We start from the raw sequence: 20,182 nt of genomic DNA, 5'->3' as shown, positions 1-20,182 counted from the left end.
TCTTGAATATCCCATGATTATTACTTGCTTAAAATATTATCCAACAACTTCTTATCATCATCCCAGAGGTTATAACCCTTAGCAATCTTTCTTCTGAGGTACTCACGTTCGCCAATCATAGCGATTGCCATTTCTCTCAAATCGCTTGCATTACATTTTTCTGCTTGATCTATCAAAAGGTTAGAAAGGCATTTACGCTCTTCGTATAGTTCACGTACTAATACGGTCTTCCGTTCTATCTCTTTAAGTGCGGTTGGATTTTCAATCCACAGTTTACAAAAAAGGTCTTTATCAAGGTCTGTATTCATATAGCATTCTTCTACTTCTGAATAATCACCTACGAACTTTTCACCGATTCTATCTTCGAATTCTTTTTGTGTCATATCTTGTCTTTTTTAGAGTGAATAATCTATTTTGCTGTTTTTATTCCAACTTTATTTTGCTGTTATTGCACTTTTGCACTAACTTTATGGTGCAAATTAAATGTTTTCTTGAAATATAAACAAGAAAAACTTGAAATATTTTTCAAGAAAATAATGAATATGATTAAATAAAAACTTTAAATGTATGAAAATTGGGTTGGTAATCAAAGAGTTAATGCTTAAACAAAATATTGAAGTTGCAGATTTGGCAAAACGATTGGGTAAGACAAAACAAGCCGTATATGATATGCTTGATAAAGAAGATGTTAACACCTCATTACTTCGTGAGCTTGCTGCTATTTTTAATGTTCCAATAACTATTTTCTTTGATAATTCAGTAAATAACAATCAATCTAATACAGGAAATAATAGTATCGTTTTAGGTCAGAATAATAATGTGGATTCTTTAAACTTGGATTATAAAGAAAAACTTGAAAGTGCATTGGTTGAGATAAAGCATTTGAAAGAAGTTATTGATGCGAAAGATAAACTTCTTCAAGAGAAAGAGAGATTGATTAATGTATTAATGAATAAATAAAATGAGATATTTTTCTTTTATTATAGTTGCTGTTTGTTTATTGGGGTGTGCATCTAAAGAAGATAAAGCTATAGATGCAATAAATAAATATATGTATAAAACCTTGGATGATTATACTGGGTATGAAATTGTAGAAATAAAGATGGATAGTTTCTTTACTTCTATATATAACAACCCTTTAGCTTTAAGGTATGAGGATAGTATTTCCAATAACATTATCAATATAGGAGCTGCCCATGGGACGGTTACGCATTGTGATTTAAATATTCCAAATGAGGATAAAGTATTTATTAGAAGTTTAATAGAAAATAGTAAAAATGGCTTGTTGACAATAAAAAAGTATTCAGACTCTATTAAGTTTATAGGCATGGTGCAGCCCGTTTTTCAAGGTTGGCAAGCGCGTGTTAAATATAGAAGTAAAAACAATCAAGGACAGATTAAGTTAAGCGAGGGTACATATATATTGGATAAGGAAAGTTTGGAGGTTGTGGATAATGTAAGTTCGCATGATTTTCAAAATGCTCATTGGATAAAGGAAATCTTAGAAGATTATGATGGATTTATAAAAGAGGAAGAACGTTTGGTAAAGGAGATGTTAGATAAGGGATTTTAATTTTTTTTATTCTGCATAATATGGAACAAGATATACGTTGGCTTCAAAGATACGACAGCTTTCATCGCGCTAATAAGCGTATTCAGGATATAACGGAATCTGATAAGAAAGCGGATGATTTGTCTGAATTGGAAATGGAAGGGTTGATACAGCGATTTGAATATACTTTCGAACTTGGCTGGAAGGTTCTTCAAGATTTGTTAAAGTATAAAGGCTATGAGTTTGTGCAAGGTCCGAACGGTACGCTTCAGAAGGCTTTCGAAGACGGCTTGATTGCCGACCACGACGGTTGGCGCAGAATGGCGAAAGCCAGAGTAACCACTTCACACACTTACAATGAAGGTGATGCCATTGAAATCGTTCGTAATATATATGATGAGTATTCCCATTTGTTGCAGCGATTGGACGATAAACTCAATGAAGAAAAGTTACGGCTTGAAATGAATACATTGTTTTGATATGTACGGATTAAGTGATACGGTAATAACGGATATCTGCGGTGTATTCCGGCGTTATCCCAATATAGAAAAGGTACTTATTTTCGGTTCCCGTGCCAAGGGTACGTATTCCGAGGGATCGGATATTGACTTGGCTGCGGTAGGGGATGGGCTTACCTTTAATCAGCTAATGGATATCAATATCCAGATAGAGGACTTGGGTTTGTTATATAAGGTTGATGTGGTTGATTACAATAAGAATATAGGTACTCCTATTGGTGAGCATATAAATCGTGTGGGAAAACCTTTTTATGAAAGGAATTTAGCTTGATTTATTTCCCTATAACGGTATCAATATCATAATATACATATTGTACTTTAACCAGCTGTGAAATCAATCTGTGTCTTATTAAACAATAAACTAAATTATCCATACCTTTTTTTCAATAAAATATAAGTAAAAATGGATATTCACTATAGAATACATAAGGGAGTAACAAGAAAGCTTCAGCCCTTGGATCCTCAAAAGCAGTCTTGTGCTATGTATGTGGAGGATATTTGTGATTTTGTAGATAAATGTTTTGATAAGGATGATTTGATTATTCATCCGCTTGCTTTTTATCGGCAATACACACGTAATCAAATCCAGTTGATGATGAAAAAGAAAGATATATACGTTCTTCCGACAGAAGAACTTTGTGCTTTCTTAGATGAGCTTATTTCAGACAAATCTGCTATTGAAATAGGTGCTGGAAAAGGTTATTTGGGACGAGAACTTAGTATTCCCATAACTGATAGTTATGCTAAACGTGATCCTTATCCAATGATGATGGATAGAATATGTGGTGTACCAACAATAATTTATCCGCCAGATGTTGAAAAATTAGATGCTATTAGCAGTGTAAGGAAATATAGACCACACACAGTTATAGCTTCTTTTTTGGTTCATGAACAGACTTATAAAGACGGTAGCAAAAAATTTGGCTTAGATGGAAAAAAACTTCTCCATTTATGTAAGCGATATATTCATATTGGCAATTTGGGTATCCATTGTAATAACCCAATTTTGACTATTCCGCATACTGAGATAGAATTTCCCTATTTAATAACAAATATAATGTCTCCTTTAACGGATCGTATTTTTATATGGGGACAAGACGGAATGAGTGATTTTGAGAAAAACTCCAGTATAGAGAAGTATATTGTCAGATATGAAGCAAAAGATAAAGGAATATTTGAAATCGATTTTATGTCTTCTAATAATAATATTGAAAACCGTGCTCACTATTGGATTGAAGTCGATTTGCATACGCGTTTTATGACCGGGAAAATACCATTTAGATTAATTAGCATAGAACAGCATGAACGACAAGGATGAACTGATAGCTTCCCTTCGGAAACAGCTACGGGAAGCATTGCGAAAGTGCAGTGCTCAGGAGCAGGAAATCGCTCTTTTGAACCATGAGATAGAGTTGTTAAAACAGAAGTCTAATTTGAAATAGTTTATAACAAAAACAGCTTGCTCTGATAATTGTTTGTGAGATAATTAGTTATGTGCCGGACTTTTCTGCCTTACAAGCAGAGGGTCGGCGGTTCGAATCCGTCAACGTCCACTTCAAGAGCTTCATCAGTCCGATGAGACTCTTTTTTTATTTTCCACACTTGAACATTCTTTTCGGAGTTGTTGTTCTATTTATAATTGACATAAATGTATGAAGTCTTTAATTCTGGCAGACAATCAGGTGGTGACACGGTTAGGAATAAAGTTTTTGGCCGTTGAGAATGGAAGAACTGCTTCTTCTATAAAAGAAGCGGGGTGTCTGCATGATTTGTCTCTTCTGCTGGCTTCTTTCCCGGATGCCATTGTGGTTATTGATTATACATTGTTCGATTGTACGGCCGATCAGTTGTGGGTATTGAAAGAGCGTTTTCCTGCATCGGTCTTTATTCTTTTCAGTGAAGCCTTGAGTGAAGATTTTGTACGCCGGATGGTTTTAGGAACCGTACAGTTTAGTCTGTTGCTGAAGGATTCTGATTTATCTGAGCTGCTTGCTTGTATGAAAAGTGCAGAGCAGGGGAAACAGTTTGTGTGTGCAAAAGTAAAAAGCTGGTTGTATACTGAAGAGAGGCGGGTGTCTGCGGGGATTCCTCAGTTGACTGCTACAGAAAAAGAGATACTTCGTTCGCTTGCTTTAGGTAAGAGTACGAAAGAAATTGCAGCCGAACGTTTTCTGAGTGTGTATACTATTATGACGCATCGTAAAAACATTTTCCGGAAACTGAATGTAAACAACGCACAGGAAGCTATCCGTTATGCTTTGCGTGCGGGGATAGTTAATGTGGCAGAATATTGTATCTGATACTGAAAAGAAAGAAGTGAATTACTCCATTATAAAATAACCATATGGTGGGTTTGTAAAAATTCCTCTGTATTTTATCCTCGCAATACATAAATCAAGGATAATACAGAGGAATTTTTTGTGTTGAATACTTTAGACTATAGAATATTAATTTTCAACTTCTGTTTTGAGGTGTTTGATGGTTGTAATGAAAATCTTGGTTATATTTTGTCAAGCGCCTGTTTCAGGTCGGCAATCAGGTCGTCCACATGCTCTGTTCCGATAGACAGGCGGACGGTGCCTGGTTTGATCTGCTGCTCCTCCAGCTCTTTTTCATTCAGCTGTGAATGGGTTGTAGTAGCAGGGTGAATAACCAGTGATTTCATATCGGCCACATTTGCCAGCAGTGAGAATATTTGCAAATTGTCTATAAACCGTTGAGCTTCTCCTATTCCTCCCTTAATGTCAATTGTAAAGATGGAGCCTCCTCCTTGCGGGAAATAGCGTTTGTAGAGGAGATGATCGGGGTGGTCGGGTAGTGACGGATGATGTACAGCTTCTACTTTAGGGTGTTTGTTCAGGAATTCCACTATTTTTAAAGCATTGGCTACATGGCGTTCCACACGAAGAGAAAGCGTTTCCAGTCCTTGCAGCAACAGAAAAGCATTAAAAGGGCTGATTGCGGCCCCAGTATCGCGTAGTAGAATAGCACGGATGCGGATAATGTAGGCGGTGTTTCCGGCAACATCGGTAAATCGTATGCCGTGATAACAGGGGTCTGGTTCCGTCAGTTGTGGAAATTTTCCCGAGGCTTTCCAGTCGAATTTGCCAGAATCAATAATAACCCCTCCAAGACTTGTTCCATGTCCGCCGATAAATTTGGTTGCCGAATGCACGACGATGTCTGCTCCATGTTCTATCGGGCGAATCAGATAAGGAGTACCGAAAGTATTGTCTATTATCAGAGGAATCTGATGAGCGTGTGCTATTTGTGCAATAGCCTCTATGTCGGTTACATTCGAGTTGGGATTTCCCAGCGTTTCTATAAAAATCAGTTTGGTATTTTCCTGCAAGGCTTCTTCGAAGTTTTCTACACGGCTCGGGTCGACAAAAGTTGTATTCACTCCCGAAGCGGGAAGAGTATGGGCCAGTAGGTTGTATGTTCCTCCGTAAATCGTATTGGCGGCAACGATATGGTCACCGGTTCGGGTGATATTTTGAAATGCATATGTAATGGCAGCGGCTCCCGATGCTACAGCAAGAGCTGCAATACCTCCTTCGAGTGCGGCCATACGTTTCTCGAAAACGTCTTGCGTGGGGTTGGAAAGGCGTCCGTAGATATTGCCCGGGTCCTGCAGCGCAAAGCGTGCTGCAGCATGGACGGAGTTGTGAAATACGTACGATGTAGTCTGATAAATAGGGACAGCACGTGCGTCGGTTGTTGGATCTGCTTGTTCTTGTCCCACGTGTAGTTGAAGTGTTTCGAAATGAAGTTTTTTGATGTCCATAGTTGTAATGATTTTGTATGTTGGCTGATTTATAGCTTAAAGAGGATATTCTTCGAAAGCGTAAAGTACAGTCGACAGATAGCGCTCTCCGGTGTCGGGTAACAATACGACAATATTTTTGTCTTTGTATTCAGGCATACGTGCCAATTGTAGTGCGGCGTGTGTCGCTGCTCCCGATGAGATGCCTACCAGTAATCCTTCTTGTAAAGACAGTTCTCTTCCTGTTCGGATAGCGTCGTCGTCTTTTACGCGTATTACTTTGTCTACGACTTCCGGGTGATAAGTTTTCGGGATAAAGCCTGCGCCTATACCTTGTATTTTGTGCATACCCGGTTTGTCGCCTGAAAGGACAGCTGAGGTATCAGGCTCTACTGCGATGATTTCAATCTGAGGGTTGTACGACTTCAGTCCTTCACCTACTCCGCTCAGTGTTCCACCTGTGCCTACTCCGGCGATGAATACATCTACTTTTCCGTCGGTGTCTTGCCAGATTTCCTTGGCGGTGGTCAGGCTGTGTGCTCGGGGGTTGGCTGGATTTTCAAACTGCTGTAGAATGACGGCTCCCGGAATCTGGTCACGAAGTTCCTCGGCCTTTCTTATGGCTCCGCTCATGCCTTCGTTGTCGGGTGTGAGAACCAGCTGTGCTCCCATGGCTTTCAGAAGATTTTGCCTTTCCAGACTCATGGTTTCAGGCATGGTAAGGATAGCTTTATAGCCTTTTACTGAGGCTACCCATGCCAGTCCTACACCGGTATTGCCGCTGGTAGGTTCAATGATTACAGCTCCCGGATGCAGGATACCTTTTTGTTCGGCATCTTCTATCATGGCGAGAGCGATACGGTCTTTTACACTTCCTCCGGGATTAAAGAATTCCAGTTTGGCGATAAGATGTGCTTTTGCCTCGTAAGTTTTGCTTAAATGCTCCAGCTCCAATAGCGGAGTATTTCCAATCAGTTCGGTGAGGCTTTTGTAGATTTTTGCCATAAACGCTTGGTTTTAGTTGCTTCATTGGCAAAGTTAACAGATTGTGGGTGGAATAGCAATACCCCATTTAGGGTATATTGGAAAAGGAAAATAAAAAAAGAGAAGTAATACTTCTCTTTTCTGGTTGCGGAGGCCTGACTCGAACAGACGACCTTTGGGTTATGAGCCCAACGAGCTACCAACTGCTCCACTCCGCGATGTCATTTCTTTTGATTTATTTTGAAGCTTGAAGCTCCGTTTTAGTTGCGGAGGCCTGACTCGAACAGACGACCTTTGGGTTATGAGCCCAACGAGCTACCAACTGCTCCACTCCGCGATGTTATTTCTTAATTGCGGTGCAAAGGTAAGGACTTTATTTTAAAAAGACAAATTATTTAGTGAAATATTTGACTAATTTGCAGCTTTTCTATTGAAAAAAGTCAGATGTATACGTAAATTTTACCTTTTTGCTGTGTGTATGTTTAATTTTTTCCTGAAAATACGACAGATTCTTGTTGGGCTTATGAAGGTTAACATATTGTGATTTGTAGTTCGTAACTGTTTTTTCATAAACTCTTCATCTTCGTGACGGAAAATATACCCCGAATTTGTGTAGATAAAAGAAAAACAGTAATTTTGCTCACAATATACATAGATTGTGCAATAGGAGAGTTAGAATGACTGTACTGAAGACCAGAGCTAAATTGGTAGACGTTGCCCGGCAGTTGTTTGCCAAAAAAGGTGTAGAGGCTACGACGATGAACGACATTGCCATGGCTTCTAAGAAAGGGCGTCGTACGCTCTATACTTATTTTAAAAATAAGGATCAGATTTATATGGCTGTGGTAGAGTCGGAACTCAAGATGCTTTCGGATACAATGGATAAGGTTGCCAGGAAGCCGACTGTACCCGATAAAAAGATTTTGGAGCTGATTACTACTCATTTGGACATCATAAAGATGGCAGTTTACCGCAATGGGACTCTCCGGGCTGATTTCTTTCGTGACATCTGGCGTGTAGAGGCGATGAGAAAATACTTCGACAACAATGAAATTAAGTTGTTTCGTGAAGTGTTGAGGGAAGGAAAGGATCAGGGTGTATTCGATATTGACAATGTGGAGATTACGGCGGATATTCTACATTATTGCATTAAGGGAATTGAAGTTCCGTACATTCGCGGTCAGATAGGGGAGGACCTTGACGATGAAACAGGCTGGCGATATGTATCGAAGATTGTATATGGAGCATTGGGCTGCCAGAAGGAAAAATAAGTTTAATCTTTTAAATATAAAAAAACATGGGATTATTAACAGGAAAAACAGCTATCGTAACCGGTGCTGCTCGTGGTATCGGTAAGGCTATCGCAATGAAATTTGCTTCAGAAGGTGCAAATATTGCGTTCACAGACTTGGTAATTGACGAAAACGGAAAGAATACAGAAGCTGAAATCGCTGCATTGGGTGTAAAGGTAAAAGGTTATGCTTCGAATGCTGCCAGCTTTGAAGATACAGCAAAGGTTGTAGAACAGATTAAAGAAGATTTCGGTACGATCGATATTTTGGTAAACAATGCCGGAATTACTAAAGACGGATTGATGATGCGTATGAGCGAAGGACAGTGGGACGCTGTTATCAATGTTAACTTGAAATCGGCTTTCAACTTTATCCATGCCTGCACACCTATTATGATGCGTCAGAAGAGTGGTAACATTATCAACATGGCTTCTGTTGTAGGTGTACATGGAAACGCTGGTCAGTGCAACTATTCTGCTTCAAAGGCAGGTCTGATTGGTCTGGCTAAATCTATTGCTCAGGAACTTGGCTCTCGTGGTATTCGTGCAAACGCTATCGCTCCGGGTTTCATCATTACAGACATGACAGCTAAATTGTCTGACGAGGTGAAAGCTGAATGGGCTAAGAAGATTCCTTTGCGTCGTGGTGGTACTCCGGAAGACGTTGCAAACATCGCTTTGTTCCTGGCTTCTGACTTGTCTGCTTATGTATCAGGACAGGTTATCCAGGTAGACGGTGGTATGAATATGTAATAGATAAATAGTAAATAATCGGGGATGAAGGATGGGGAATCTTCGTGCTGGCATATGATGCTGCACATGTTCTTCATTCTTCATCTTTTTATTTCAGGGTATTATGACCGTAGTATACGAAGACAACCATATTATAATAGTAAATAAAACGGCATCCGAGATTGTACAGGGTGATAAGACGGGAGATGTTCCATTGTCTGAAACTGTAAAACAGTATCTCAAGGAGAAGTATGCAAAGCCCGGTAATGTGTTTCTGGGTGTGACACATCGTCTGGACCGTCCGGTAAGCGGACTGGTTGTATTTGCCAAAACCAGCAAGGCATTGAGCCGTCTGAACGATATGTTCCGTAACAGTGAAGTGAAGAAGACTTACTGGGCCATCGTAAAGCAATGTCCCCCTGCCGAAGAAGGCGAACTGGTCAACTATCTGGTGCGTAATGAAAAACAGAATAAATCGTATGCTTACGATAAGGAGGTGAAAGACTCCAAGAAGGCTGTTCTCGACTACAGGCTGATAGGGCATTCGCAGAATTATTATTTGCTGGAGGTAGATTTGAAAACAGGACGACATCATCAGATTCGCTGTCAGTTGGCAAAAATGGGATGTCCTATCAAAGGCGATTTGAAGTATGGCTTTCCTCGTTCCAATCCTGACGGAAGCATTTGTCTGCATGCACGGCGGATTCGTTTTATCCATCCGGTGTCGAAAGAGCTGATAGACGTTACGGCACCTGTACCTTCGGGTAATTTGTGGAATGGCTTTGAAATGGACTGATTAAAAGAAAAACGGAAACGCTTCACAGCGTTCCCGTTCTTTAAAAAACACATAGGCATCTTCATTTTTTTAGATGGTTGCATTTCAGGGGGATGAAACGCAACTTTCTCTCTTTTGTTTTTTATGGGGTTGGGTTTATAGTTTAGTTTCTGCCTCTTTTATGTTGTATGGAGTGTGTGTTTATCAATTCTCTCTATTATATATTGCAATCGGCGTGCCAAACTGTGTGCTGTCTGTAACTTGCTGTATTTCTTATAGTTGAAGAAACGGAGCTTTTTGTTAAAGTGTGGAAAGTGTGGAATGAGTGGGGAGTATTGTGGAATTATTCCACACTTTTGTCATATTTGCCTTTGTATATAACGGCTTTGTATTGAACTTATCCTATATTATACAATTTCATTTTATTATATAATGTCTTACGGTCGATGCCAAGCAGAAGCGCAGCCTTGGTCTTATTGTTACCTGTCTGTTGCAAAGCATTCAAGATACGCTGTTTCTCTACTTCTTCATCATGCAGGACAAACGATGAGGCTGGCTGGTGAGTCGACGGTTGGAAAAGAATTTCATCCCCCAGATCGTGTACCGTGATAAACTCTCCCCGTGCCAGTAAGGTAGCACGTTTCACGATATTTTTTAACTGGCGGAGATTACCGGGCCATGAATAGCGCTGAAGTGCCTCGCTGGCAGCAGCATCGAAACCAATCAAATCGCGTTCCAGTTCACGGTTGGCCTGATCCAGGAAGAAATTGGCAAAGAGCAGAATATCCTCAGGGCGTTCTTTCAGGTCGGGCATACGCAGAGTAAATTCATTGATACGGTGATACAAGTCCTCGCGGAAGTTGCCTTTGGCTATTGCTTCCGTCAAGTTTTCGTTCGTTGCACTAATAAGTCGTACGTCAACTTCTATTTCCTTTGTTGAACCAATACGGCGGATGCGCCGTTCTTGCAAGGCACGCAACAGTTGTACCTGTACCTCGTAACTCAGGTTACCTATTTCATCGAGGAACAATGTTCCACCGTTCGCTTCTTCGAAAGCACCTACTTTATCGTTCAGGGCGCCGGTAAATGAGCCTTTTATATGGCCGAAAAATTCGGAAGCAGCCAGATCCTTAGGAATCGAGCCGCAGTCGATGGCAATAAAAGGTTTGCCACTTCGTTTGCTTAGTTCGTGTATTCGGTGTGCTACATATTCTTTTCCCGTACCGCTTGCTCCGTTTATCAAAACAGACATCTGAGTAGGAGCTACCAGACGTACATAGCTGAATAACTGATGTGCAGCTTCACTTTCTCCCTCCAGAAAGCTTTGTGGAGCTGTCTTTTCCAGTTGTACTTCGGCAGCCGCCATTTCCTGTTCCGGTTTTTGTATGGCTTCTTTTATTTTTTTCAGCAGTTCATCAGGCTGCACCGGTTTGGCGATATAATCGCTTGCTCCTTGTTTGATAGCCTGTACGGCTGTCTGGATTTCTGCATAGCTTGTCATGATAATAAAAGGAGTGGTACACGACTGGCTGCGAAGCCATGCCAGCAAATGGATTCCGTCCTGATCGGGCAAACGCAAGTCGGACAGAATAAGGTCATAAGAACGTGCCGAGAGTTGCTTCTTGGCTCGTGAGCTGCTGCTTGCCGTATCAACTTCAAACCCTTTTTTCCCCAGCCATGTTTTCAGCATGGTAGAAAAAGTCAAATCATCTTCAATTATTAGAATAGACGGAACCATATAATTTTCTTTATCCGGTGTGTTTACTATTTAAAAACGCCTTGTTCTTTTCGATGGATTCTTGTCTGCATTTAGCTCCAGATATCGCCATGCGATTATCGGAATGGCATTTCATTCTTTGGTTTATTTTCCATGTATATCAAGGCAATATTTATACAAAGATAGTGTTTTTTCGCTATTGTATTTTAGAGCCTGTTCGAATTTTTCGAAATGTGGTGACGAACAGGCTCTTTTTCTAAGTTTTCTTTAGATATCGGGAAGTGTACATTAGTCTTCTTTATCACCGTTTATTGCCTTACGTGCCTGCTCTATTACATCGGCAATGCAAGCCAGTGCAGTGTCAGCCTGTTCTCTTGCTTCATCAGTCATTTCCGTTTTTCCCCGGTGGAATTCCAGCCATTGCAATGCCGGAACAGCTTTTTTAGCTTCGATCATGGTAAATGTGGGAAGCATTTTATGAGCTACAGCACACAAATCTTCCATATTCCCGGTTTCCAAAGCCTGTTTCATCCGTTCGTAATTTTTGGAACTTTCTCCGATGAAGGTTTCCAAAATCTCGTGTGCCGCTTCCGGATCATCTCCCGAAAAAGCTGTCAGGGGAGAAAAATTGTATCTGTTGCAGGCTGTTGCAGGCATGTACCTGTTTTCTTCCCGAGAAGGGACTTCTTTCCAGTCTGCCGATGTATGAGTCTTGAAAATCTTAAGCAATTCATCTTGGTTGAACGGCTTATGCAGGCAACCGGAAAAACCTTTGGCCTGAAAGTCCGTTTCATCCATATCGCTTCGGGCGGTAATGGCTATTACGGGGATTGTCTTTGCCTGCGGTACGTCGAGGCTGCGTAGCTTTTGAAGCAGTTCGAAACCGTTCATGGCTGGCATTTGTATGTCGGTCAGTACTACGTCGAAAGGCTCGGAAGCTATCAGTTTAAACAGCTCTTCGGGCTGTTCACAACTTTTTATGACGGGAGGAATACCATGTTTCGTATGATTGAACAAGTCGTAAATCATCACTTCCGTCAGATTTCGTTGAATACGGTCATCGTCTATCAGCAGAATACGCCATTGCTTTTTATCGTCGGGCAATGTCTTTTCCTGAGGAACAGGAGCTTTGGTTACCTTAGGAAGGTACAATATTACCTGAAATGTACTTCCTTTTCCCGGAATGCTCTCGATGGAAATCTCTCCGTTAAGCAGTTCTACCAACTTCTTGGTTATGGATAATCCCAGTCCGAAACCTTCCTGTCCCTGAGCACTCCTTAAGCGTGTGAATGCTTGGAACACACGCTGCTGCTCTTGTAAGTTCATTCCGCATCCAGTATCTTTCACACTGAAGCTGAATCGGTTCTGTCCATAATCTATTTCTATGGTGATACTACCTTCGGCAGTAAACTTCAGTGCATTCGATATCAGGTTTTCTGCAATCTGCCGTATGCGGAACGGATCTCCTTCCAGATTGAGGGTATGCGATATATGCTCTTTCAGGTTAAGAGAAAGTCCTTTCTTTTCGGAACTGGGTAGAAAACTGGTATAAATGCTTTCGAATAGTTCATGGGGATTGAACGTGACCGGGTGGATATCCATTTTTCCGGCTTCCAGCCGATGATAATCCAGCAATGAAGTAACCAAATCCAGCAAATGATGTGCCGAACTTCTCATGTTATGCAGGTAGAACTGTTGCCGTTTGTCCTGCACCAGTCTGATTAATAAATCAATATATCCTATGATGGAACCGGCTGGAGCCTTTATGTCGTGCGTGATGGTCAGCATCAGTTTTTCTCGTGCTACGAGTAAGTTTTCGGCATACAGCTTAGCCTTCTCCAGCTCTTTGCGGTAATGGTTGCTGCGTGTAATGTCCCGCCAGATGATGGTAAAGAATATCAGTACCAGCAGAACCGCAAGGATGGCGATGGTTGCCATGGTCCATGCCGCCTGTTGCCGGATATTTTGTTCATGTTCGATTCGGCCTTCCATAGCCTTTTGTTCGTCATCTTCTATTGTTTCCAGCAACTGGTTGACCCGCTGGCTGACCCTTCCTCCCGCAATGCGTAACTGGTTGATTCGCGCGTCGAGGGTACGCTGGCTTTCTTGTCTTGTCTGAAAGACCTTGTGCTGTATGGAAGTCAGCATTGTGGCAATGGTATCTACCGGGTTGTAAGCTTCGTCTATCGTATCGGTATACTCCTCTTGTATGATGTTGTCTACCTGTGTGGAATCGGGCTTGCCGGGTGAGAATACATCGGCCAGTCGCCTGAAAAACTTTTTAGGTTTGTGATGAATGGTATAAGAATTATGATGTGTAACGACACGTCGTCGCACATGTGTGCTGCCCAGTATGGAATCTTGCTGCATGATCAGGCTGTCCAGTTGCTGGCGATACAGTTCGTCAGTCGGACTTTGCCGCATGGCCTCGAGTACCAGTATCATGTTCTGCTCTTTGTTGCGTACCAGTGAGCGTACGGTATCCAGACGCATTTGTTGCAGCGTATCGGTCAGAAGTTGCTGGAGTGAATCAATAAGGGCGCTGGCTTCCTTCATTGCTTTTTTGTATTTGGGGTATTCATTCAGGCGCCCGATACGCAAGGTCTGACCGATAATTTCCGCTTCGTACAGTTGCGTCACAATCTGGTGCGTCGTTTTCCGCCGGGTACTGATAGTTTCCTCCAGTCCCGTAGGAGTTGTAAGCAGCGTCATTTGCTGGTAGATGTATCCGATAGCCCCGAAGAGCAGACAGATAAGTAATATATATCCGAAGGCAATTTTAGTAGAAGTAGAAAACATAATCAGACTCCTTTCCCGGTTTTATACCTGAACCTGAGGTAATACATGATACCGGCGCTGGTCAGTCCGAACGGGAAAGCCATCCATATGCCGGTTATTCCCCAGTCGAAGACAAAGCCGAATAAATATCCCAAAGGCAGTGATATGATAAAATAAGCGATAAACGAGAACAGCATCATCAGCCGTACATCGGCGATGCCTCTCAGAGAATTGGCGAAATTGATTTGCAATCCGTCGCCGAACTGATAGAGGAGGAACGGGATGATGACCTGAGCCACCATGGCAGCTACAGTTGCGTCATCGGTAAACCATCCGCCCAAGTGATTGCGCAGCAGGTAAATAGGAATGGAAGTGCAGACAATCATAATCAGAATGATGTGGAAACCTACGTTTGCCGTACGCCTTACGTTTCCTATATCTCCCTGTCCGAGGAAGTTGCTGATACGGACCGAAACGGCAGCTCCCATGCCATAATACATCATGAAGCAGATTTGTGATACAGCAATCATAATCTGATAGCTGGCAAGTTCTGCACTTCCCAGCCAACCCACCATAATGGCACTTAGACTGAAAGAAGCCGTTTCCATGCCCATCTGTGCGGCAATGGGCCAGCCCAACCTGTTCAATAGATTAAAGTCGGACTTGTTGATTCTTCCTCGGCGAAAGCCTTCCCGGAAAGACAGGTAGCGGTGGGTTCCGAAAAATAAGACCAGATAGGCTATTACCATAAGGATACGTGATACCAGCGTGGAGATACCGGCACCCAGTAATCCCAGTTCGGGCATACCAAGCTTACCATAAATAAGAATGTAGTTGCCGATGATATTCAGAATATTGCCGCTTAGCAAAATCCACATCGAAACCTTGGTATCGGTGATGCCGTCGGAAAATTGCTTGAATCCGTTGAACCATAAGACGAAAGGCAGGGAAACCAGCAACACCATGAAGTAAGGCCGCATGTGAGGTATCAGCTCGACTGGCTGCCCCATGTGGTCAAGGTTCAGATAAAGCATTGTCATTACCACGCATACGATGACTGCCAGTAAGGTGTTGGCTGCCAGACTGTTCTTGAGGGTTCTTCCTACTTCGCTCACTTTATGCTGCCCGAACAGGCTGCCTACTACAGGAGTCAGTCCATAGGCAAAGCCTGTACTGAAAATGATGGCAAGGTTGAACATATTGTTTACGAAGCTGGCAGCAGCCAGTTCCGTAGTGCTATGGTGACCAATCATCAGCGTATCGGCAAATCCCAGTACGATGACTCCTATTTGTCCGATGACAATCGGAAGTCCCAGTGACAATAATGCGCGGTAATGTGACTGATTCATTTGATTGCTTTATAGTATAGAATGTTACAGTTTTCGGGTACAAATGTCCGGCGTGCCGTATCCTGTATCTGTCCGACCGTAACCGAACGGTATTTCCCGACTTCCAGATTTATGTCCTCTGCACGTCCCAGCAACTCGAAGAATGCCAGGTTTGTCGCTACGTTCAGGTAATTGATGTTATTGAAAATCTGTTCACTTTCGTAGCGGTTCTTTACCTTCTCCAGTTCATCTTCCGTTACCGGAACCGTTTTTAACTTATCGAGTTCCTGCCATACGGCTTCTTCTGCCTGTTCCAGTGTGACGCCCGATGCCGGTTTGCCCGTAATGTGCAGCAGCCCTTCGTCGAGGCTTCCCGAAATGTAGGCATCGATGGAGGTAAAGAGTTTTTTCTCTTGTACCAGTGTCTGTATGAAACGTGATGAACGTCCGTTCGACAGCAGGTCGGTGATGATGTCGAACACGTGATATTCACGATGGTAACGGTTGCACATGTGGAAAGCCATATACAAGGCATCCACCGGCACTCTTCGTTCTACACTGCGGCGGCGGATGGCTGTCTGAGGACTTTCGGCAGGCAACTGGCGCTTAGGAATCTCGCGTGCCGGTATCGGACCGAACCATTTTTCTGCCAGACGGACTGTTTCGTCGAAGGAGATGTGTCCGGTAACAGCCAGAATAGCATTGTTCGGAGCATAAAAACGGTAGAAAAAACTCTTGACTTCGTCCAGTGTTGCATTGGCAATATGACTGATTTCCTTTCCGATAGTTGGCCAGCGGTACGGGTGAGTCTGGTAAGCCATTTCGCGCAACAAGTGTGACGCGTCGCCGTAAGGCTGGTTCAGATTGCGCTGTTTGAATTCTTCGATGACTACCTGACGCTGTACTTCCAGACTTTGCGGGCTGAAGTCGAGGCTCAGCATCCGGTCACTTTCCAACCAGAATCCTGTTTCCACGTTCTGATAGGGCAGTGTAATGTAGTAATTGGTTATATCGTTATTGGTCCATGCGTTGTTCTCGCCGCCGGCATTCTGTACCGGAGTGTCGTAGTCGGGAATATTCACCGATCCGCCGAACATCAGGTGTTCGAACAGATGAGCAAAGCCGGTGTGCTCCGGATCTTCGTCGCGTGCTCCTACATCGTACAACAAATTGAGGGCAACCATTTGGGTAGAGTTGTCCTCATTGTGCACGATACGCAGCCCGTTGGGCAATGTATAATGGTTTACTTGTATCATTCTTTGTCCGATTTCTCTATTACAGAAGCCTTCAGTATGCGTACATCCTTTTCAGGACGGTCGCTACGGTTCGTCTTTACTGCTTCGATGCGTGCTACTACATCCATTCCGTCTACCACTTCTCCAAAAATCGTATAGCTGCCGTCCAGATGTGGAGCTCCGCCTACTGTGGTATAGGCCTCTATCTGTTCACGGGTAAACTTCAGCGCCGGTTCTTTTTTCACTTCGGCACGTGCCTGTGCTTCGAGGCTGTCTTGCAGTGCCATCAGACCTTCCATGTCGTTGGCTTTACGCATTTTATAGATTTCTTTCATGTGCTTGCGTGCCAGTGCCTGGAATACTGTGTCGAGTCTTGCCTCGTTCAACTGGTTTTCCATGTTGATCATCTGAGCTTCGGAGAACTTTCTACCGGTTACGATATAGAACTGGCAGCCTGATGATTCTCTGTTTGGGTTGACATCATCGCCCTGACGTGCGGCGGCAAGTACACCTCTTTTATGGAAAAACTTCGGATTGATTTCTGCCGGAATGGTATAACCTACGTCACCGGTACCTAAAGTAGTCGTTGTATCGGTAGCAGTCTTGCTCTGCGGGTCGCCTGCCTGAATCATGAAATTCTTGATTACACGGTGGAAAAGTGTGCTGTCGTATACACCTTCTTTCACCAGCTTGATGAAATTGTCACGGTGTTTAGGCGTTTCGTCATACAGCTTTACGGTAATATTTCCCATCGTCGTTTCCAAGCATACAAGTGTTTCGTTTCCTGTTATCATAGAATTTTCTTTTTTTTGACTTCCGGTGCATGCGGTCATGCAGCAGAGAATCAGGGTGAATAAAATGATTGTTTTTTTCATACGGGGTGTGTTTTGTCTGCAAAGGTACAAAAAAGACGTGGCATTTCGGGATATTGTTTTTGTTTTTTGGAAAGGTCGACTTTGTCTGTCGGAGGTTCCTTTACATCTGTTATCGGTTGAAGAATAGCTGTTGTCGCGGGAATATAAAAAAGATGTCAGCACATTTGGAAAAAAACGTGCCGACATCTTTTTATTTTTTGTACAAAAAATTTTTGTTTTTGTACAAATTATGTTGAAATATCTTGGGTACTTGTGCTCAATGCCTTATTCTGCCAGACTAAGCATCTGCGCTTCCTGAGGAACATAATCTCCCTGGAAGAAACGGCTGGCACGGAGCAGGTGACGCCAGATGCTGACCAACTCCTGTGTTTCCTGAAGGATGTTCAGGTAAACCATCGAGGCTTTCAGGCTGGCATTGTCTGCTTCCTGCATGCGATTCATCTGCTGCTTGCGCAGAGCTGAAATCTTATTTTTCAGGGCATCACCTTTTACCAGAATGTCATCGGCCTCGGTATAGTTGTTGTTTTCTATCGCTGTACGTGTACGTTCCATTAACTGGCAGAGTTCTTCGCGTATCGGAAGGAATTCTGTTATACACTCTTTCGAAATCGGGTTGAAGTTATTGTCAACATGTTCCTTGCAAGGTTCGCAGATACGCTTCAAGCAGTAAAGCATCTGTTCGCAACTGTTGCTTCCCAGATGGAACCACGTGTTCTTTTCGATAGCTATTGGAATAGGAATACGACGCAATCCTAAAATCTCTTTACGACGGCGTTTTTTCAACATCTTCTTTTGCTCGTCGGTAGAGTTCATGACTCTTTTCAGTTGCTTCAGGTCTTCGTTGATGAAACCGTCGGTTACTTGCATGTAAGCCTGTTCGGTGTAAGCGATATAATCTGTCAGGGTACCTTTTACATGCTGGCGGAGCAGTGACAGAATCTCTGCCTTGTCTTTGCTTGCCATCATACGTTTGAAGATATCATCCTGCTGTTCCGACTTTTCTTTCTTGCTGTACTTGATGTTGCTGCGGATAAGCAGGAATACAGCTACACAGATAAAGATGAACATGCCCACAAAACTTGTGTAGAACATGATGGCAGTTACCAGTGCACAGATGGTAAAGGCTACGAAAGCAGTGATGAACCATCCGCCAATGACCGACAACATTCCGGTGATACGGTATACGGCACTTTCACGTCCCCACGCACGGTCGGCAAGTGAAGAACCCATTGCCACGATAAAAGTTACATAGGTAGTAGAAAGGGGCAACTTCATGGTTGTACCGATGATAATCAGCAAACCGGAAAGAACCAGGTTGACTGCTGCACGGACCATATCGAATGCAGCTCCGTTTTCCAGAATGACTTCGTCTTTATTGAAACGGCTGTCTATCCAGCGGCGCATGCCTGCCGGAATCACCTTAACCAGAAATTCGTTGATTGCTGTCGCGCGGCGGACGATGGTACGTGCCAGTGCCGACGAACCGAACATTTCGTCACCCTCTTCCTGACGAGCCAGATCGACAGATGTCTTGATTACATTCTTCGCTTTCTTAGAAGTAGCCAGCGCATAAACCATGATGATACCCGAAGCCAGCAGGAAGATTGCTGGAGTCTTGGCTGATGACATCAGTGAGGTCATCATAAAGTCGTGTATGCCTGCACCGTTTGAGTTGGCTACATAGTCGGTATAAGCTGAGAAACCAGCCAAAGGCACACCGATAAAGTTTACAAGGTCGTTTCCAGCAAAAGCAAGAGCCAGCGAGAATGTACCCAGCAATACGATGATGCGGAATACGTTAACCTTGCACCAATGTAAGATTTGCATCAATATAGTGAAGAAAACAAAGCATCCTGCTACAAGCAGTGTTGTGTTTTCGTCTATCCACGCAAGTGATTCGGCACTCATGAACGGTGCACTTTTCAATCCTTTTATCAGGACGAAGTAGGCAAGTGCAGTTACAGAGATACCACCAAATACGCCAATGGTCCACGAAAGATGTTTCTTGTAATTAAAGCTGAAGATAAGACGGGAAATGTATTGTACTACAGTTCCGGCGATGAACGCAATGGCAACTGAAAGGAAAATACCCATGATGACAGACAATGCTTTTTCGGTATTCATCATATCTCCCAGAGAAAGCAGTCCGGTATGGTCGCCGATTATTTTCAGAATAGCAAGAATAAATGTACCTCCCAATAATTCGAAAACCATTGATACGGTAGTCGAGGTAGGGAGTCCGAGAGTGTTGAATACATCCAGCAGCACGACATCCGTTACCATAACGGCAAGCAGAATACACATAATTTCATAGAAACTGAAATTGGCTGGTTGGAAAATACCATGTCGGGCGATGTCCATCATGCCGTTGCTCATGATTGCACCTACGAATACGCCGACTGCCGCAACGATAATAATCGTTCTGTACCGGGCAACCTTTGCACCTACGGCGGAATTCATGAAGTTAACTGCATCGTTGCTGACACCTACTAGCAGGTCGAATATTGCCAGCATGAAAAGGAAAATAACAATTCCTAAATAAAGAGTTTCCATATAATACTATAAAAATGATTTTTTAGCGTGGCAAAGTTATGGAAAATCTGTCAGATGGCTGTTGTTATACGTGTTACA

General features: G+C 42.9%; 19 protein-coding genes and 2 tRNA genes. 10 read left to right on the top strand and 11 right to left on the bottom strand.

Features of this window, described 5'->3' with window-relative positions:
• Positions 1-20 precede the first annotated feature (20 nt).
• A complete protein-coding gene (locus WKT12_RS12175; protein WP_224262948.1) occupies positions 21-383 on the bottom strand; it encodes a hypothetical protein in 363 nt (120 codons plus the stop codon).
• A gap of 184 nt (positions 384-567) precedes the next feature.
• Between WKT12_RS12175 and WKT12_RS12170 the strand changes: the two genes are divergently transcribed.
• The 7 genes from WKT12_RS12170 (at position 568) to WKT12_RS12140 (ending at position 4,370) form a co-directional block, all read left to right on the top strand.
• Positions 568-960: a helix-turn-helix domain-containing protein gene (locus WKT12_RS12170; RefSeq protein ID WP_007557951.1), complete on the top strand. Its 393-nt coding sequence runs from the start codon at positions 568-570 to the stop codon at positions 958-960.
• Position 961: 1 nt separating this feature from the next.
• Positions 962-1,573 carry a hypothetical protein gene (locus tag WKT12_RS12165; protein ID WP_224262949.1) on the top strand — a complete coding sequence of 204 codons (612 nt, stop codon included), beginning with the start codon at positions 962-964 and terminating at the stop codon, positions 1,571-1,573.
• Between the two features lie 20 nt (positions 1,574-1,593).
• Complete coding sequence (locus WKT12_RS12160; protein ID WP_007557949.1) at positions 1,594-2,031, top strand: HI0074 family nucleotidyltransferase substrate-binding subunit; 438 nt, start codon at positions 1,594-1,596, stop codon at positions 2,029-2,031.
• A gap of 1 nt (position 2,032) precedes the next feature.
• Entirely contained in the window at positions 2,033-2,341 is a 309-nt protein-coding gene (locus WKT12_RS12155) for a nucleotidyltransferase domain-containing protein (protein WP_007557948.1), read from the top strand.
• 132 nt (positions 2,342-2,473) lie between these two features.
• A complete protein-coding gene (locus WKT12_RS12150) occupies positions 2,474-3,388 on the top strand; it encodes a hypothetical protein (protein ID WP_224262950.1) in 915 nt (304 codons plus the stop codon).
• On the top strand, positions 3,372-3,512 hold the full coding sequence (locus tag WKT12_RS12145) for a hypothetical protein (RefSeq protein ID WP_016661619.1): 141 nt from the start codon (positions 3,372-3,374) through the stop codon (positions 3,510-3,512). Before WKT12_RS12150 ends, WKT12_RS12145 begins: the two co-directional genes overlap by 17 nt.
• A 210-nt stretch (positions 3,513-3,722) precedes the next feature.
• On the top strand, positions 3,723-4,370 hold the full coding sequence (locus WKT12_RS12140) for a response regulator transcription factor (RefSeq protein WP_340319851.1): 648 nt from the start codon (positions 3,723-3,725) through the stop codon (positions 4,368-4,370).
• A 200-nt stretch (positions 4,371-4,570) separates the two neighbouring features.
• Here WKT12_RS12140 and WKT12_RS12135 read toward each other — a convergent pair whose 3' ends face one another.
• The 4 genes from WKT12_RS12135 to WKT12_RS12120 form a co-directional block, all read right to left on the bottom strand.
• Positions 4,571-5,857 (bottom strand): O-acetylhomoserine aminocarboxypropyltransferase/cysteine synthase family protein, encoded by a 1,287-nt coding sequence (locus WKT12_RS12135; protein WP_340319850.1) that lies wholly within the window; start codon positions 5,855-5,857, stop codon positions 4,571-4,573.
• Between the two features lie 36 nt (positions 5,858-5,893).
• The gene (cysK, locus tag WKT12_RS12130; protein ID WP_340319849.1) at positions 5,894-6,841 is read right to left on the bottom strand and encodes a cysteine synthase A; all 948 of its coding nucleotides are present in this window, start codon (positions 6,839-6,841) and stop codon (positions 5,894-5,896) included.
• 121 nt (positions 6,842-6,962) lie between these two features.
• Positions 6,963-7,038, bottom strand: a tRNA-Met gene (locus WKT12_RS12125).
• Between the two features lie 46 nt (positions 7,039-7,084).
• Positions 7,085-7,157, bottom strand: a tRNA-Met gene (locus WKT12_RS12120).
• Between the two features lie 340 nt (positions 7,158-7,497).
• On the opposite strand from WKT12_RS12120, the gene WKT12_RS12115 reads away from it, so the two are divergent.
• The 3 genes from WKT12_RS12115 to WKT12_RS12105 all read left to right on the top strand — a co-directional run bounded on the left by WKT12_RS12115 (position 7,498) and on the right by WKT12_RS12105 (position 9,639).
• Entirely contained in the window at positions 7,498-8,091 is a 594-nt protein-coding gene (locus tag WKT12_RS12115; RefSeq protein WP_340319848.1) for a TetR/AcrR family transcriptional regulator, read from the top strand.
• 26 nt (positions 8,092-8,117) lie between these two features.
• The gene (gene fabG / locus WKT12_RS12110) at positions 8,118-8,864 is read left to right on the top strand and encodes a 3-oxoacyl-[acyl-carrier-protein] reductase (RefSeq protein WP_021970139.1); all 747 of its coding nucleotides are present in this window, start codon (positions 8,118-8,120) and stop codon (positions 8,862-8,864) included.
• 103 nt (positions 8,865-8,967) lie between these two features.
• Positions 8,968-9,639 carry an RluA family pseudouridine synthase gene (locus WKT12_RS12105; protein WP_021970138.1) on the top strand — a complete coding sequence of 224 codons (672 nt, stop codon included), beginning with the start codon at positions 8,968-8,970 and terminating at the stop codon, positions 9,637-9,639.
• Between the two features lie 376 nt (positions 9,640-10,015).
• Here WKT12_RS12105 and WKT12_RS12100 read toward each other — a convergent pair whose 3' ends face one another.
• From WKT12_RS12100 to WKT12_RS12075, 6 genes are all read right to left on the bottom strand, one after another.
• On the bottom strand, positions 10,016-11,356 hold the full coding sequence (locus WKT12_RS12100) for a sigma-54-dependent transcriptional regulator (protein WP_340319847.1): 1,341 nt from the start codon (positions 11,354-11,356) through the stop codon (positions 10,016-10,018).
• A gap of 267 nt (positions 11,357-11,623) precedes the next feature.
• A complete protein-coding gene (locus WKT12_RS12095; RefSeq protein WP_340319846.1) occupies positions 11,624-14,134 on the bottom strand; it encodes an ATP-binding protein in 2,511 nt (836 codons plus the stop codon).
• Between the two features lie 2 nt (positions 14,135-14,136).
• Positions 14,137-15,462 carry an MATE family efflux transporter gene (locus WKT12_RS12090; RefSeq protein ID WP_340319845.1) on the bottom strand — a complete coding sequence of 442 codons (1,326 nt, stop codon included), beginning with the start codon at positions 15,460-15,462 and terminating at the stop codon, positions 14,137-14,139.
• On the bottom strand, positions 15,459-16,697 hold the full coding sequence (locus tag WKT12_RS12085; RefSeq protein WP_340319844.1) for a M16 family metallopeptidase: 1,239 nt from the start codon (positions 16,695-16,697) through the stop codon (positions 15,459-15,461). The genes WKT12_RS12090 and WKT12_RS12085 overlap by 4 nt, the downstream gene beginning before the upstream one ends.
• Entirely contained in the window at positions 16,694-17,551 is an 858-nt protein-coding gene (locus WKT12_RS12080) for a peptidylprolyl isomerase (RefSeq protein WP_445323145.1), read from the bottom strand. The genes WKT12_RS12085 and WKT12_RS12080 overlap by 4 nt, the downstream gene beginning before the upstream one ends.
• A 264-nt stretch (positions 17,552-17,815) precedes the next feature.
• Positions 17,816-20,104: an inorganic phosphate transporter gene (locus WKT12_RS12075; protein ID WP_021970132.1), complete on the bottom strand. Its 2,289-nt coding sequence runs from the start codon at positions 20,102-20,104 to the stop codon at positions 17,816-17,818.
• Positions 20,105-20,182: the final 78 nt, after the last annotated feature.

The organism is Phocaeicola sp. HCN-6420 (assembly GCF_037890145.1).
In the GTDB taxonomy this organism is placed as follows: domain Bacteria; phylum Bacteroidota; class Bacteroidia; order Bacteroidales; family Bacteroidaceae; genus Phocaeicola.
This window is presented reverse-complemented; position numbering and strand designations above follow the sequence as displayed.